Source organism: Sphingobacterium sp. KH_072, from assembly GCF_057837975.1.
In genome coordinates, this window is sequence record NZ_CM174457.1 from 2,402,924 (window position 1) to 2,418,175 (window position 15,252).

The 15,252-nt window shown below is 41.6% G+C and carries 14 protein-coding genes and 1 other RNA gene; 6 read left to right on the forward strand and 9 right to left on the reverse strand.

Translation table 11 applies throughout. From position 1 onward, the window contains the following. Positions 1 to 10: 10 nt before the first annotated feature. The 4 genes from AC3IRT_RS11010 (at position 11) to AC3IRT_RS11025 (ending at position 4,670) form a co-directional block, all read left to right on the forward strand. The gene (locus tag AC3IRT_RS11010) at positions 11 to 1,006 is read left to right on the forward strand and encodes a fumarylacetoacetate hydrolase family protein (protein ID WP_489393302.1); all 996 of its coding nucleotides are present in this window, start codon (positions 11 to 13) and stop codon (positions 1,004 to 1,006) included. Beyond that, entirely contained in the window at positions 1,003 to 1,866 is an 864-nt protein-coding gene (locus AC3IRT_RS11015; RefSeq protein WP_489393303.1) for a flavin reductase family protein, read from the forward strand. The genes AC3IRT_RS11010 and AC3IRT_RS11015 overlap by 4 nt, the downstream gene beginning before the upstream one ends. Before the next feature lie 32 nt (positions 1,867 to 1,898). Next, positions 1,899 to 3,065, forward strand: coding sequence for a homogentisate 1,2-dioxygenase (locus tag AC3IRT_RS11020; RefSeq protein WP_489393304.1), 1,167 nt, complete (start codon positions 1,899 to 1,901; stop codon positions 3,063 to 3,065). Positions 3,066 to 3,263: 198 nt separating this feature from the next. After that, positions 3,264 to 4,670, forward strand: coding sequence for a hypothetical protein (locus AC3IRT_RS11025; protein WP_489393305.1), 1,407 nt, complete (start codon positions 3,264 to 3,266; stop codon positions 4,668 to 4,670). 143 nt (positions 4,671 to 4,813) lie between these two features. On the opposite strand, the gene AC3IRT_RS11030 is transcribed toward AC3IRT_RS11025, so the two are convergent. From AC3IRT_RS11030 to rnpB, 7 genes are all read right to left on the reverse strand, one after another. Then, the gene (locus tag AC3IRT_RS11030) at positions 4,814 to 5,383 is read right to left on the reverse strand and encodes a gluconate 2-dehydrogenase subunit 3 family protein (protein ID WP_489393306.1); all 570 of its coding nucleotides are present in this window, start codon (positions 5,381 to 5,383) and stop codon (positions 4,814 to 4,816) included. Positions 5,384 to 5,395: 12 nt separating this feature from the next. Then, positions 5,396 to 6,820 (reverse strand): Gfo/Idh/MocA family protein, encoded by a 1,425-nt coding sequence (locus AC3IRT_RS11035; RefSeq protein ID WP_489393307.1) that lies wholly within the window; start codon positions 6,818 to 6,820, stop codon positions 5,396 to 5,398. A gap of 29 nt (positions 6,821 to 6,849) precedes the next feature. Next, positions 6,850 to 8,535 (reverse strand): GMC oxidoreductase, encoded by a 1,686-nt coding sequence (locus AC3IRT_RS11040; protein WP_489393308.1) that lies wholly within the window; start codon positions 8,533 to 8,535, stop codon positions 6,850 to 6,852. A gap of 32 nt (positions 8,536 to 8,567) precedes the next feature. Beyond that, a complete protein-coding gene (locus AC3IRT_RS11045; protein WP_489393309.1) occupies positions 8,568 to 9,785 on the reverse strand; it encodes a nucleoside permease in 1,218 nt (405 codons plus the stop codon). 92 nt (positions 9,786 to 9,877) lie between these two features. After that, positions 9,878 to 10,792 carry a hydroxypyruvate isomerase family protein gene (locus AC3IRT_RS11050; protein WP_489393310.1) on the reverse strand — a complete coding sequence of 305 codons (915 nt, stop codon included), beginning with the start codon at positions 10,790 to 10,792 and terminating at the stop codon, positions 9,878 to 9,880. A gap of 238 nt (positions 10,793 to 11,030) precedes the next feature. Beyond that, positions 11,031 to 12,386, reverse strand: coding sequence for a sigma-54-dependent transcriptional regulator (locus AC3IRT_RS11055; protein ID WP_489393311.1), 1,356 nt, complete (start codon positions 12,384 to 12,386; stop codon positions 11,031 to 11,033). Between the two features lie 68 nt (positions 12,387 to 12,454). Next, an RNA gene (gene rnpB / locus AC3IRT_RS11060) (RNase P RNA component class A) lies at positions 12,455 to 12,837 on the reverse strand. Positions 12,838 to 12,921: 84 nt separating this feature from the next. Here rnpB and AC3IRT_RS11065 point away from each other — a divergent pair. Together AC3IRT_RS11065 and AC3IRT_RS11070 are read left to right on the forward strand one after the other, a co-directional pair. Continuing rightward, positions 12,922 to 13,827, forward strand: a complete 906-nt coding sequence (locus AC3IRT_RS11065; RefSeq protein WP_489393312.1) for a DNA/RNA non-specific endonuclease — start codon at positions 12,922 to 12,924, stop codon at positions 13,825 to 13,827. 130 nt (positions 13,828 to 13,957) lie between these two features. Then, positions 13,958 to 14,302, forward strand: a complete 345-nt coding sequence (locus AC3IRT_RS11070) for a hypothetical protein (protein ID WP_489393313.1) — start codon at positions 13,958 to 13,960, stop codon at positions 14,300 to 14,302. Between the two features lie 64 nt (positions 14,303 to 14,366). On the opposite strand, the gene AC3IRT_RS11075 is transcribed toward AC3IRT_RS11070, so the two are convergent. Both AC3IRT_RS11075 and AC3IRT_RS11080 read right to left on the reverse strand, forming a co-directional pair. Further along, positions 14,367 to 14,648, reverse strand: a complete 282-nt coding sequence (locus tag AC3IRT_RS11075; RefSeq protein WP_489393314.1) for a hypothetical protein — start codon at positions 14,646 to 14,648, stop codon at positions 14,367 to 14,369. Between the two features lie 191 nt (positions 14,649 to 14,839). After that, entirely contained in the window at positions 14,840 to 15,178 is a 339-nt protein-coding gene (locus AC3IRT_RS11080) for a zinc ribbon domain-containing protein YjdM (RefSeq protein ID WP_489393315.1), read from the reverse strand. Positions 15,179 to 15,252 lie beyond the last annotated feature (74 nt).

Consider the following 15,252-nt stretch of genomic DNA (forward strand, 5'->3'; position numbering starts at 1 on the left):
TATACATAATATGAAATTAGTTACATATCAAACTAAGAATGAACACAAACTAGGATTGTATCTTGATGGTGTAATCGTCGATCTACATGACGCGGATACATCCATACCGCAATCCATGTATGAATTTTTGAAGGATTGGGATTTAAACATTGGGAAGGTAAAAGCTATCGCCGATAAAAAGATGAACTCGGGTTATGATGCATACGAACTGAACTTGTTAGCTCCTGTACCTGAGCCACCTTCCTGTCGTGATGGATATGCATTCCGACAACATGTTGCGGCTGCTAGACGCAATCGGAACGTACCAATGATTGAAGAGTTCGATCAATTTCCGATTTTCTACTTTACAAACCACCGTAGTATTCAGGGTCCAGGAAAAATACTTTGCATGCCCGATCATTTTGAAAAGCTAGATTTTGAGTTGGAAGTTGCTATTGTAGTATGTCGTGAGGGGAAAAACTTTAAGGCGGCAGACGCTGAAAAATATATTGGTGGTTACATGATCATGAATGATATGAGTGCTCGTACCCTTCAAATGGAGGAAATGCAACTAAGCTTAGGTCCCGCAAAAGGTAAGGATTTCTGTACAGCGATTGGTCCTTGGCTAGTGACTCCTGATGAGTTGCAGCCTTATAAAGTAGGCTGCAAACCGGGACATATAGGATTCAGCTACGATCTAAAAATGACATGCCATGTTAATGGAAAACAGGTGAGTGAAGGAAACATGTCAGATATGGACTGGACTTTCAGTGAAATTCTGGAACGTTGTGCTTATGGGACCTCCATTTATCCGGGGGATGTAATAGGCAGTGGCACAGTAGGCACAGGTTGCTTTTTGGAACTGAATGGTACAGGCTTGCTTCACGAGCCGAATTATACGCCTCAGTGGCTTCAGCCAGGCGATGTAGTAGAAATGTCAATCGACGGGTTAGGTACATTGCAAAATACCATCGTAGCAGATCCTAGCAACCTATCTCTCTTGGCATCCAAATTAAAATTATCATGACGATAGATTTTAAAAATCTTAGCGTGCCGGAAGCTCAGCACTATTTGCAACATGCGATAGCCCCTCGTCCTATTTGCTTCGCGAGCACTATTAACATACAAGGACAAGTTAATTTAAGTCCGTTCAGTTTTTTCAATGTTTTCTCGTCCAATCCTCCCATCGTGGTATTTAGTCCGTCGCGTAGTGGTCGCAAAAACACTTTGAAAGACAGTTATATCAATATTACAGAGGTACCTGAGGTCGGAATTAATATCGTGGATTATGACATGATTCACCAGATGAGTCTTACAAGTTGTGAATATGCATCGGATGAAAATGAGTTTTTGAAAGCGGGTTTTACCATGCAAAATGCCGGCGTTATAAAGCCACCTCTTGTTGCCGAAAGTAAAATAAAAATGGAATGCAGGGTCACTGATATCAAAGAGCTTGGTAAGGAAGGTGGAGCCGGAATACTGGTGATAGCAGAAGTGCTGAAAATGCACCTAGATGAATCAGTATTAGATGAGGCTGGACGCATCAACCCACTGAAAGTTCGACAGGTTGCCCGTTTAGGTGGTGACTGGTACATTGATGTCAAACCGGAATATCTCTTTTCAATTCCTAAACCTGCGGCCGAATTGGGCATTGGTGTAGACAATCTCCCTGAAAAAGTGATTCATAGTAAGATTCTTACCGGGAATCACCGTGGGCAGCTGGCCAATGTATCCGTTATTCCCACTCGGAATGATGCGTTTGATGATCCTATCTTTCATAAGCATGGAGCAGCAAAAGCTTACGAAGAACGGATCGCACAATTACTGGATGGTGGAAAGCTAACGGAGGCTTGGCAGATCATTCTGCATTGGGAAACGCAAAACTAAAATTATATCATTTAAAAATAAATCAAAAAATTATGCCACACTACCAAAAAAGAGGACAGGTGCCGAATAAAAGGCATATCCAATTTCGGAAAGCTGACGGCAGTCTTTACTCCGAACAGCTTTTCTCGACAGAGGGTTTTTCAAATGATTCTACCCTGCTCTATCACCACTATATCCCTACCGCCGTAGTGCAAGTGGATGAGCCTAGAAACCTCAGACCAGTAGTTGCCCAAGGAAGCAATCTAATGAAAGCCCGTGCATTGAATGGTTTTAATATTAAGCCAGAAGAAGATTATTTAGAAAGTCGCAAAACGATCCTATACAATAATGATATTCACATCGCATTAGCAGCGCCACAACAAGGTTCTCAATCTTATTTTTATAAAAATGCTGATGCAGATGAGGTGTTGTTTGTACATGAAGGTACGGGTAAAGTATTGACGCAGTATGGCGAATTGAGCTTCTCTTATGGCGACTACCTAGTCATACCCCGCGGAACCATCTATCAGATACACTTCGACGATGACGCAAACCGCCTGCTCATTGTAGAATCATTCACCCCGATCCGGTATCCAGAGCGATACGTAAGCAAAAATGGTCAACTGCTGGAAAACTCACCATTCTGCGAGCGCGATATTCGCACACCCGAAAATTTGGTGGATCACGATGAGCATGGAGATTTTATTGTCTATACAAAAAAAGAAAGTCTGCTATACCCTATTCATTACGCCACGCATCCATTTGATGTCGTAGGCTGGGATGGATGCTGCTACCCATATGCATTTTCCATTCATGATTTCGAACCCATAACAGGTCGTATACATCAACCACCACCTGTACATCAGACTTTTGAGGCTCACAACTTCGTCATTTGTTCATTTGTACCACGATTATATGATTACCATCCACAGTCGGTACCTACACCTTATAATCACAGTAATATAGACAGTGATGAGTTGTTGTATTACGTAGATGGAGATTTTATGAGTCGTAGCCACGTTGAGCGAGGTATGCTGACATTACATCCAGGCGGCATACCACATGGTCCTCATCCCGGTACTGTCGAAAATAGCATCGGCAAAACAGGTACAGAAGAACTTGCAGTGATGATCGACACATTTCGTCCACTTTTATTAACTGTTGAAGGGCAGGTAATTGCAGATGAGTCCTATTCCAAAAGTTGGCACACAGAAGTATAAGTTGTAGATATTCCATATTCGGAATTAGAAAGTAAAGTAGAGGTTGTGACACGCGCTTGCGTGCCCACCTTTCTTTAGTACAAAACCGTATCATAAATTTTGAAGAACGCCATTGTGAGTGATGGGTGCAAAAAGCACTTATGAACTGACATGGGAATGTTATGTCTTATAAATACACTAATACTAACCAATAAAAAGATGAATAAAAAACACGTTACATCAGTCATCCTTGGTATTTTTAGTCTGATACTAAGTCAAACTACGAAAGCTCAAGATCGGGTAGAGCTTTCAGATATGCCTCCTATTAATAATGAAGAAAAAGATGTAAAAGAATTAAAGGTAAACCTCAACAGTACCGGTTCACAGTACGTTAGATTTATGTTTTGGAACCAGATTTGGATACGCAGCATTGAAAATAACCCCGGAACTCTGGTGAATAACTCAGCCGAAAGATATACCACTGATCTGACGTTGCGAAGGGTTCGTGGTCTGGCCATGTTTAACCTATCATCACGATACCGAATGTTGCTACATGCTGGCGTAAACAATCAATCCTTTAATACCGGTGGTTTAGGCAATGGTACAGGTTCCAATGGTGCGGGAAAACGTCCTCAATTTTATGTACACGATGCATACAACGAATTCTCTCTTATTCCAGAAAAAAACAGTAGTGGACAAGATAATGAATTTACGATAGTGCTAGGCGCCGGACTACATGGGTGGAATGGTGTCAGTCGACTGTACAACTCCACTGCCATCGCTACATTAACATTAGATGCCATGCCTGCACCGGCAATCATTGACCAGACAGATCAGTTCGGCAGGCAATTGGGAGTTTTCGTTCAGGGGCGCTGGAGTGATATAGGGTATAGATTTGCTGCCAATAACCCCTTTGCTACAAACCTTGTACCAACTCTTGATGGTCCAGCTGTAGATAATAACAGAGACGGAAACCTATCTTACAGTGGATACGTATCCTACAACTTTCTAGAAAGGGAGCGCCAAGATTACTCCGTATTTGTCCAGAACTATTTAGGAAGCAAACGAATATTTAATATAGGTGCAGGATTCTACACGGCAGCAAATGCAACACAAACTCAATTAACTGAAGGTGTTTTTGACAATCACCCGATTACAATTCTGGGAGTCGACTTGTTTTTGGATCTCCCTTTCGGACAAAAAGGTTCAGCGGTTACCACCTATGTTTCTTATATTAATTCTAAGATGGGTCCAAATTATTTACGCAATTTCGGGTTAATAAATCCTGGAGTGGGTGATCCAAATTTTACGGGACAGCGGGAAATAGGTTTTGGTAATAGCCAGACCTTTGCCGGGACAGGAGATTCTTGGTATATTCAGGCAGGATATTTACTGCCAAACATTTTCCCTATCCGTTTGCAGCCTTTCGCTTCCGTGTACTCTCGCGACTTCGAAGCAGTTAATGAGCGGGGAAATACCTATCAGGCTGGTTTAAATTTTCTAATCGATAATCATCGTACGAAAATCGTTCTCCAGTATGATAATCGTCCAATGTATGATAATATCACCCATACCATCTTTAGACGCGGATCTGAATATGTGCTCGGTGCGCAGATTTTCTTTTAATAATATTATATCAATTGTACGAACGGATCTAAAAACAATAAAAGATCGTACCGCCTATTGCATAAGAGTCAATATTAAAACCTCCGATAGTACAAATACCGGAGGTTTTAATATTATAGTAAGGTCAAAAAACAGATATCACCTTAGATCGCCCAAGCTTTATCACCTTTCTTATATGGAAATTCTCCGTCATAACGACCAGGAATCTTCACATAATTCAATGCTTGCTTCATACCCACTTCAGAAGTGAAAAATCCGGTAAGCGTCAGTTGCTTCAACATCGTGAAGAAGTGATTAGAATCCTCCTCTTTCTTGTTCTTCTGGTATTCCTTCGCTTCCTTATCGTAGTCATTCACGAAAGTGAGTTGCTCTTCCGGTGTTAGTTGTTGGAAATCTTTGCCGTGCTTTTCATTAGCACGTTCATCGATTTTACCAAGACCTTCCATAAAAGCTTTTTGATCTTCCGGCGAATAACAATCACGAATCATGACTGGGATGAACTCTCCTACGCCTGCCTCTTTGGCTCCTGGCGTAGAGGTTTTAGGCAAGATCGCTTCCGCTAGATCTCCTAAAAGATTCATCGTGTCTTTTTCAAAAAGTGAAGCGACTTCCTTGGACGCTGTTCTGGTACAGCCTTCTAAAAATAGGCTGCTTCCGATTACGGCGCCTCCCATCAGTAGTGCTACACGTTGAATGGCTTCTCTTCTATTCATGTTCTTTAATGCTTAAAACTTATATTTCATTTCCCAGCCCGAGCGGTATTCACGCTTCACGAATTGGTTGACCATATCAAAGTTTGTTACTTTCATATTGTCATTATCCCATAACAATTTCAGATTACGACCTGGGTATTTGCCATCGATGTTCATATCGGCACCACGGATAGCTAAGTTAGCCATTAGCAAACACTCTGTCAAAGGACCTGAAATTTCGAAAGGTGCACTTACCTCTTTCTTACCATACCCAGCGATACATGCTTCTACCCATTGTGCATAGTGACCAGAAGCTTGCCCTGGTACGCGTTCGTATTTCAAGGCAACTTGCTCTTTGCGTGAAGTAGGCAACAAACGCGCATTTTCTCCATACGTATCGGCCAATATTTTACCTTTTGTACCAATCATCAAGATACCGTTGCCGCCATCTCCGAAGATTTCATTTGCTTCTAATTCTTCTGGACGTGCTGGTTGAATACCACCATCCATCCAATGCAAAGTAACTGGTCCAGCAGTACGATCTGTTTTTGGAAAAGTCATCGTAGCGTGACTAGATGGAGGACAACTTTCTGGGAATACCCCACGTTTGAACTCATCTACATATACTGTACCTACACTAGCGTGTACGTCTTGCACATATTGCAAGCCTAATACGCTGAAAGGAACTTCTACTAAATGACATCCCATATCGCCTAATGCTCCGGTTCCGTAATCCCACCATCCGCGCCAGTTAAATGGCACCAAGTGATCTACATAATCTTTTTGTGGAGCAGTACCTAGCCAAAGATCCCAATCCAATTCTTTAGGGATTTCTGCCGTTCCTTGTGGCCATTTAATACCTTGAGGCCATACTGGTCTGTCCGTCCAACAATATACGGTATGTACATCACCCACTAAACCTGCTTCATACCATTCTTTTACTTGACGCGTACCATCATTAGATGATCCTTGGTTACCCATTTGAGTAACTACTTTATAGCGTTTTGCTGCATCGGTAAGCGCACGTGCTTCCCAGATATCGTGCGTCAAAGGCTTTTGAACATACACGTGCTTGCCTAACTCCATGGCTGCCAAGGCGTGTATAGCGTGGTTGTGATCTGGTCCAGAAACGGAAACAGCATCAATATGTTTGTGCTCTTTGTCGAGCATCTCACGGTAATCTTTATAATATTTGGCTTTCGGGAAGCGGCCTCTCGTTTTTGCGGAACGACGATCATCTACATCACAAAGAAATGCAATCTCTGCTTTTCCACTGTCATAGAAAGATTTGATATCGCTTTCGCCTTTTCCGCCAACACCGATACCTGCAACCATTAGCTTATCGCTTGGTGCTACAAATCCCGATCCGCCCAAGACATGACGAGGAACAATCGTAAAAGCGGCTGCAGCAACTGCTGCCTGCTTAATGAAACTTCTTCTTGAATTCTTATCACTCATGTTTTTTAGTGTTTATAGGTGTTTTGTTTTTATAGGTTTCCTTTTTTCAATTCGCTTACCGCAAAGTCTACCGCACGCGCAGTAAGCGCCATGTACGTTAGTGAAGGATTGACACAGGCTCCAGAAGCCATAGCCGCACCATCGGTCACAAAAACATTCTTCGCATCCCAAACTTGATTGTTTTTATTCAAAACAGAATTGGTGGATTCGGTACCCATACGTGCTGTACCCATCTCATGAATACCTTGACCGAAGCCATATCCACTATCATACGTATTCACATCTTTGGCACCAACAGATTCCAACATTTCTTGCATTTCAGACATCATGTCTGGTCTCATCTTCTTTTCATTATCTCTGATCTCCATGTCCATCTTCAAGACTGGTAATCCCCATTTATCTTTCACAGATTTGTCTAGAGATATCTTGTTTTCGTGGTATGGCAGTATCTCGCCAAATGCGGTAAAACCGACATTCCAATCGCCTGCTTCTGTCATCGCATCTTTCCAAGCACCACCTACCGACATTTCGGCCACCTCGCCAGACCAACGACCACGACTTGCTGCACCTTGATATCCAAATCCACGTAAGTAGTCACGTTTTTTATCATCACCCGGTACATTTTGGAATCGTGGCACATATAATCCTGTCGGCCGGCGGCCATAGTAGTATTTGTCTTCGTAACCTTCCATACGACCACTCGCTCCTAAACGGAAATGGTGATCCATAGCGTTGTGACCTAATTCGCCACTGCTACTTCCTAATCCACCTTCCCACACATCGGTAGCCGAGTTCATCAGTACCCAAGTAGAGTTGAATGCCGAAGCACATACAAATACTACTTTTGCATAGTATTCATACGTTTTTCCTGTTTCTGCATCTACAATCTCTACTCCTGTTGCTTTTTGCGTGTCTTTATCGTACAAAAGACGCGTCACGATAGAGAAAGGACGCAACGTTAGATTTCCAGTTTTCATAGCTGGAGGTAAGGTAGACGATTGTGTACTAAAGTACGCGCCAAAGTTACAACCCAACCAACATTGATTCTGGTATTGACAATTGACACGGCCGTGGTGAGGAACCGTAATATTGGCCGTACGCCCCATGATAAAGTGACGTTTGCTACCATAGTTTTTCTTGATACGCTCTACTAGGTCTTTCTCCACTGCGTTGAATGGCATAGCTGGCATGAAATCGCCATCAGGCAATACATCCAAACCATCTCTATTTCCAGAGATACCAGCCCATTTCTCTGCATAGCTGTACCAAGGTGCAATATCTTTATAGCGAATCGGCCAATCGGTACCGTGACCATCTTTCAAATTGGCTTCGAAATCGAGATCCGAGAAACGGTAACTTTGACGTCCCCACATCAAAGAGCGACCACCTACGTGATACCCTCTAAACCAGTCAAAACGTTTCTCTTCGGTATATGGACTCTCTTTCTCGTTCACCCAGAAATCAAGATTTCTTTCATTTAAGGCGTAGTCACGACGCAGTACCGGATAATCTTCTTCCATCTGCTTAGTACGACCACCGCGGTGCTCATATTCCCAAGTATCTTTATTAGCATGATAGTCTTTTACGTGTTCTACATTACGTCCACGTTCTAGCATGATAGTTTTTAGGCCTTTTTCCGTCAACTCTTTAGCGGCCCATCCGCCACTGATTCCGGAACCTATAACAATTGCGTCATACGTATTACTTTGTACCATTATCTCGTGTTTTATAATTTCCCAAATACTGTTTATTCTGCATTAGCTACTTTTCTTGCTGTGGTATCTCTAAACATCAACAAGAAGATCACTAATACGGCAAATGCAATTCCGGCCGGAATTAACCAAATAGTCTCCCAGTCATGACCACCATCAGCCGTAATATAACTTTCTACAATTTTGCCCGACAACAAGGATCCGATCAGCATACCTACTCCATAAGTAGCTAATGAAATAAATCCTTGTGCCGCACTCTTAATTTTTGGTCCTGCTAGCTTATCGGTATAAATCTGCCCTGTTACAAAGAAGAAGTCGTAACAGATACCATGCAATACAATACCCATTACCAGCATCCAATATCCTTGACCAGCATCGCCGAAGGCAAAGAATACATATCTTAACACCCATGCCAACATACCAATACCCAACATTTTCTTAACGCCTAGACGAACAAATAAGAAAGGCATTACTAACAAGAATAAAGTTTCTGATACTTGACCCAACGACTGTACCGCGGCAGCAGACTGCATACCAATTTCATTCAAGTAAATATTAGTAAAGTTGTAGTAGAAAGTTAATGGAACGCAGATTGCGATTGATGACAAGAAGAATAATAAGAATGATTTGTTTTTTAACAAAGCAAAAGCTTCCAAACCTAGTATTTCACCAACTGTCGTTTTTTCATTTTTCTTCGTAGGTGGCGTATCCGGTAAGAAAAGGCTGAAAACGGCCAAGATAGCAGAAGCTACTGCTGCTAAGATAAAGGTCAATTGCAGCGAATTTGTTTTTTCCCAAGATAACCAGCCTATCAATAAGCCTGCAATGATCCAGCCTATTGTACCAAAAACACGAATACCTGGAAATTGTCTTTCGGTATCCGTCAATTGGCGGAAGGAAACGGAATTAGCCAGTGCCAATGTTGGCATGAAGCACACCATATAGGCCATTACTATCGGTAAAAAGTCATCGAAAGTTGTTAAGGTAGAAGCATAGTACAAAAGACCTGCACCGATGAGGTGCAAAAGGCCTAAAATACGCTGCGCCGCAAAATATTTATCGGCAATCATGCCGATAATAAACGGGGCGACAATAGCTCCAATAGATTGCGAAAGAAAAGCAAGACCTACATCACTATCGGACGCAAGTAGATTATTTTTGACAAAAGTGCCTAAGGTTACGAACCATGCTCCCCAAATAAAAAATTCGAGAAACATCATGAAAGACAACTTAAATCTAATAGCAAATGACATACAGGTGGTTTATAATATTGTTTTTTAAAAATAGTGAAAAATTCGAGATTCTAAAGATCTATAACAATGTGTTAACAATTCAATTTTACGATTTAGCGAAAGGAATCTACTGCACGATAAGCTTGCACAAGACGCTCCTCACCAGCCTTACCCGACTGAGAAACACCATGTTCCATACCGACAACGCCTTTATATTCTTTTTCGTGCAACCATTTGAAAATATTCAAGAAATTAATTTCACCAGTAGTTGGTTCATTTCTCCCTGGATTGTCTCCAACCTGCACATAAGCAATTTCGCTCCAGCATAGCTCCATCAGTTTGATGAGATTGCCTTCATTTTTCTGCTGATGGTATACATCGTATAAAATCTTGCATGACGGGCTATCCACGGCTTTACAGATCTCGTAGGTTTGGTCGGTAAAACGCAGAAATAAATCTGGCGTATCACTAAGCGGTTCCAATACCATACTGATACCATGCGGCTCGAAGATCTCTGCGCCACGTTTCAAGCTTTCAATTACATTGGCGGTTTGCACACCGATCGGTAGTCTGCGCTCATAATCACCGGGAACGACAGTTACCCATTTGGCATCGACGCGCTTAGCCACTTCAACAGATTCTCTACAACCTTTCAAGAAAATATCGAGATGTTCTTGCTTTCCAGCAGCCAAGGTGTTCTGTCCGTTGCCGCCCTTCGGCACCACGAATACGCCCATGCGCATACCCAACTTGACTAGTAACTCACCGATCTGCGTTTGCTCACGCTCTGAGCGAGATGGCATGTTATTGTCTTCGATACTACGAAAACCCAAATCATGCATGTATTGAATTTCATCCAAAAAGTTTTTGCCAGCGCTAGCTGCAAACATGCCTTGATGTGGTGCATAATCGAGATTAAAAGTGGCACTGGAGTCGGAAGATGTGGCAGCCCACACATTTCCATGTGGTAATACGGTTGACGCGCCTACGGCGAGTGCACTTTTTTTAAGAAAATCCATTCTATTCATAACATAGCTTTATACAATTCGATCCGTAATGCACGGACCAGTCAGCAGCTAGTAAGTGTTCACTCATGAATTGTTTTATATTGGTAAATGACTCGAAAGATAGGAAATTCGAATCATAACATCGATAACAAATCGGTTACAAAATAAAAAAAATCATCTTCCGCTCGATTCTCGAATGGCGCAATCTGATCCATTCAAAATCTTCAGAAGATGATTTCAGTACAGCGGTGAGTGTATGCTATTGTTCGAGCTTATGCAGCTTTAGTTTAGTATCTAATTCGGTGCTCGACAAGCCAACGGCTTGTGCCACAAGATCCTTACGTCCATTGTATTTCCCCAGCTGAAAATGGAGATACAACGATTCTGCGTGCTGCTGGTAATCTGCGATAGAATCAAATGCATCTAGATCTACCATCTTGCGACTTTTAGAATTAGGCTGCGAAGGATTTGCGAAAGACTCCACTTCTTTGGCCGTTATATTTTTACCACTTAGGATGATTAATCGCTCTACCATGTTGCGTAGTTCGCGAATATTACCTGTCCAAGGCAAAGCTTGCAAGGCCTTCATCGCATCGTTGGTAAACTCTTTAACTGGCATGCTATATTCACCACAAATTTCTTCACAGAATGCGCGTGCGATAATTGGGATATCCCCTTTCCGCTCATTCAATGGTGGCACATGAATTAAAATCACACTCAATCGGTGGTATAAGTCCATCCGAAAATTACCTTCTTCAATCTCACGAAGCAAATCCTTATTGGTTGCAGCAATCACCCGTACATTTACGGAGATCTCTTTGTCACCACCAACGCGTGTGATTTTGTGTTCTTGCAAAGCGCGTAGCACTTTTGCTTGCGCAGAAAGGCTCATATCGCCAATCTCATCCAAGAAGAGTGTACCACCACTGGCCTGCTCAAACTTACCAATCCGCTGTTTTACAGCTGATGTAAAAGATCCCTTTTCGTGCCCGAATAGTTCAGACTCGATCAATTCTGAAGGAATAGCCGCACAATTTACTTCGATCAAAGGCGCGGAGGAGCGTTCGGATTTCTCGTGCAACCAACGTGCCACCAATTCCTTACCGGCACCATTAGCTCCCGTAACTAATACCCGTGCATCCGTAGGTGCCACCTTATCGATAGTATCTTTAATTAAAGAGATTCCACTCGATTCACCTAAGATCTCTTTTGTCTTAGAAACTTTTTTCTTCAAAACCTTGGTTTCTTTCACCAATGAGCCCTTTTCCAGTGCATTGCGCACCGTGATCAAAAGGCGATTTAGATCCAAAGGTTTCTCCAGAAAGTCAAACGCACCTTTTCGCGCGGCTTCTACCGCAGTCTCGATCGTACCATGACCGGAAATCATGATGAATGGCGTATCCGTGAAAGTTTTAGAAGTACTCAATACTTCCATCCCATCCATTTTATTCATCTTGATATCACACAATACCAAGTCAATTTTTTCTTTTTTCAGAATTTCTAACGCATCGGTGCCATTGTCTACATCGAGTACTTTGTACTCTTCGTATTCTAAAATATCCCGTAGTGAACTCCGGATTGGCCTTTCATCGTCAATAATCAGTACTGTGGTCATCTATGACAAATATTTAGTAGTATCGTCAATATATAGGAAATCTGCCTATATATCTTATAAAATCCAAAAAAGAAGCAAACTTTGTAAGCCGGGTTCTGTGCCCAACCTAGATCGGACCTCTATCATTTATCTACGCCTGCATTCGCACACAGACTGTATCAACCTACCCATTGCAAGTGTCCGAAGACAAAAGGCGAGCCACCTTTTCCGAAGCCTGCAACCTATTTGGTTTTTCAACACACGAGGTTTACCGCGATACATATCACTATGCAAAGCCGTGAGCTCTTACCTCACGTTTTCACCCTTACCTTTTTGCAAAGGCGGTCTATTTTCTGTGGCACTTTCTATCGCATCCCTAAAAATGCGCCTTCCTGTTAGGAAGCGTGTTGCTCTGCGTTGCCCGGACTTTCCTCTTCTCTACATGTAGAGCAGCGATAGAGCCAGTTTGCTTTCTGGAGGCAAAAGTAAACAATAATTCATTAACGTTTGCGACCAAAGCTCACAAAGCGGAAAAAACGCTTACCTTCGTCTGCAAATGATGAAATCCTACACGCCCTATCTCATCCTATTACTTTTTCTACTAGCTGGCGCTTGCAAAGATCTTGCTTGGATAACCAAGCCTGAGTCCGGAAAAAATATAAAAACTCCTACCGAGAAAGGTACTGACGTACCGCCAAGTACAGGCGAAAACAGCAATATGTTTTTAGGAAATCCTTCGAATGCACAAACCACCTTCGTACTAAAAAACAATTATCTGATTGATCTACATTATTATACTTTATCATATGATGCAGATCGAGGAATTCCCAACTGGGTAAGTTGGCATGTAAATAAAGAACGACTAGCAAATAATACATCGCGAAGCAATCTTTTTTCAGAATATAATGGTTTGCCTAACAGCTGGTATCAGGTACAATCGAAAAGTTATACTAGATCTGGATTTGACCGAGGACATCACTGTCCTTCTGCCGATCGCCTCACGTCAGAAGAAGCCAATGCATCGACTTTTCTGATGATCAATATACTTCCACAAGCGCCTAACAATAATCAGCGTGTCTGGAATAATTTTGAAATGTATTTGCGTAAACGCGTAGAAGAAGGTAATGAGATTTACGTCATTATGGGATCTTACGGTAAAGGCGGAAAAGGTACGCAAGGCACCGCTGAGAGTATAGATCACGGCCGCATAACCGTCCCTTCTCATATTTGGAAAATTGCGGTTATTTTGCCAAACGGTGACAACGATTTGCAACGCATCGAAGCTGGCGAAGCAGAGGTTATTGCCATCGATACACCTAACAATAATGACGTTGGTTCGTCGTGGAAAAAATACGTAGTCTCGATTCGTGCTATTGAAGATGCTACGGGATATGATTTTCTATCAGAACTGCCGACGGAAACACAGAATGAATTAGAAATCCAGCTAAATAACGCTGCTTAAAGTTTGTTGTAAGAATTTTCATGTTTTATGACAGACACCATGTGCTGTATCTAAGCGGATGTGTTCTAAGCATAATCAGAAATTTAAGATCAGGTAACAGACATGTGTGAGAAATTTACTACATTTCAACATGAAAAACCTCAGAATTATTTTCTCTATATTAGCAGGTGTCCTATTATTTACATCTTGTGCTGCTAGGTTTGCGCGTTTTGACAATTATATGCAAGAATGGAAAGGTCAGGATGAAGAACTAGTTTATAAAGTATATGGCCCTCCTATGCGCAATCAGGAGTTGAGAGATGGTAGGAAAATAATAGCTTATGATTTTCAAACCACAGGTGTAGAACAATCCCTTTATTGCTCGGTAAATTTTGAATTGCGAGATAGCATTGTGATGTCAGCAAAAAATAATGGCAACTTGGGCGCTTTAAAACAGCATATTAAAGGCCCACATGACACCAAGTTGGTCGAATAACGCATTTAAAAACCTAATCCAAAATGACACCTATATAAGTCATTCTACAATAAGGCAAGTCATTCTACACTAAGGATTGATATATCTTAAATCTGCGCTGACTGGACAAAATCAGGTCAAACGCTCGGCTACTAAACGTTGCCAAATCTTTGGTAAAACTCATCTTTCCTTTAAATACTTTGGTACAGTAAGATAAAATATGATGTAATGTACTCTTGTCCAAATCCGACGAGATTATATTGTAAAGAAACTTACGAAGAAGTTCTACATCGCCTAGATCCAAGGTCTGCACTACGCTGTTAGACATTAGATATTGATCCACCATTGTTACCAAATTAATATTCATATCCTCACCTCCTAATCGTTATATATAATGAAAGATTAAATTAACCCCATATTAATAATAACGCCATAATAACTAAAGATGTTTCATGAATACAACATAATGATATACGGAAAATGCAAACGTATTAATCCGGCAGCAACCTGTAATTAGTACATGTTATTGTAGTTAATACGTTAATCTAGTTAGAATGACTAAGCTTTCTTTACGAATTCGGATTTCAACGCCATCGCACCGAAGCCCTCAATCTTGCAGTCAATATTGTGATCACCTTCGGTTAATCGAATATTCTTCACCTTAGTGCCCGCTTTTATACCTTTAGGTGCGCCTTTTACAGGTAGATTTTTTATAATAACAACACTATCACCATTTTGTAGGACGTTTCCATTACTATCTTTTACGACCAACTCATTGGTATCAGATGTAATCTCATCAGTATTCCACTCATGTCCGCATTCTGGGCACATCAATAGTTCATCCATTTCATAAACATAAACGGACTGGCATTTTGGGCAGGGGGGTAAGGTATTCAATCTTTGATTTTTTAGATCGCTAAAGATACGATATATTGATACAATTGAACCACAATTATCCCAAATAGCGAATT

Excerpts from the sequence above, each read along its gene's own strand:
- AC3IRT_RS11010 (WP_489393302.1), top strand. The coding sequence starts at position 11 with ATGAAATTAGTTACATATCAAACTAAGAATGAACACAAACTAGGATTG.
- AC3IRT_RS11015 (WP_489393303.1), top strand. The coding sequence starts at position 1,003 with ATGACGATAGATTTTAAAAATCTTAGCGTGCCGGAAGCTCAGCACTAT.
- AC3IRT_RS11020 (WP_489393304.1), top strand. The coding sequence starts at position 1,899 with ATGCCACACTACCAAAAAAGAGGACAGGTGCCGAATAAAAGGCATATC.
- AC3IRT_RS11025 (WP_489393305.1), top strand. The coding sequence starts at position 3,264 with ATGAATAAAAAACACGTTACATCAGTCATCCTTGGTATTTTTAGTCTG.
- AC3IRT_RS11030 (WP_489393306.1), bottom strand. The coding sequence starts at position 5,383 with ATGAATAGAAGAGAAGCCATTCAACGTGTAGCACTACTGATGGGAGGC.
- AC3IRT_RS11035 (WP_489393307.1), bottom strand. The coding sequence starts at position 6,820 with ATGAGTGATAAGAATTCAAGAAGAAGTTTCATTAAGCAGGCAGCAGTT.
- AC3IRT_RS11040 (WP_489393308.1), bottom strand. The coding sequence starts at position 8,535 with ATGGTACAAAGTAATACGTATGACGCAATTGTTATAGGTTCCGGAATC.
- AC3IRT_RS11045 (WP_489393309.1), bottom strand. The coding sequence starts at position 9,785 with ATGTCATTTGCTATTAGATTTAAGTTGTCTTTCATGATGTTTCTCGAA.
- AC3IRT_RS11050 (WP_489393310.1), bottom strand. The coding sequence starts at position 10,792 with ATGAATAGAATGGATTTTCTTAAAAAAAGTGCACTCGCCGTAGGCGCG.
- AC3IRT_RS11055 (WP_489393311.1), bottom strand. The coding sequence starts at position 12,386 with ATGACCACAGTACTGATTATTGACGATGAAAGGCCAATCCGGAGTTCA.
- AC3IRT_RS11065 (WP_489393312.1), top strand. The coding sequence starts at position 12,922 with ATGATGAAATCCTACACGCCCTATCTCATCCTATTACTTTTTCTACTA.
- AC3IRT_RS11070 (WP_489393313.1), top strand. The coding sequence starts at position 13,958 with ATGAAAAACCTCAGAATTATTTTCTCTATATTAGCAGGTGTCCTATTA.
- AC3IRT_RS11075 (WP_489393314.1), bottom strand. The coding sequence starts at position 14,648 with ATGAATATTAATTTGGTAACAATGGTGGATCAATATCTAATGTCTAAC.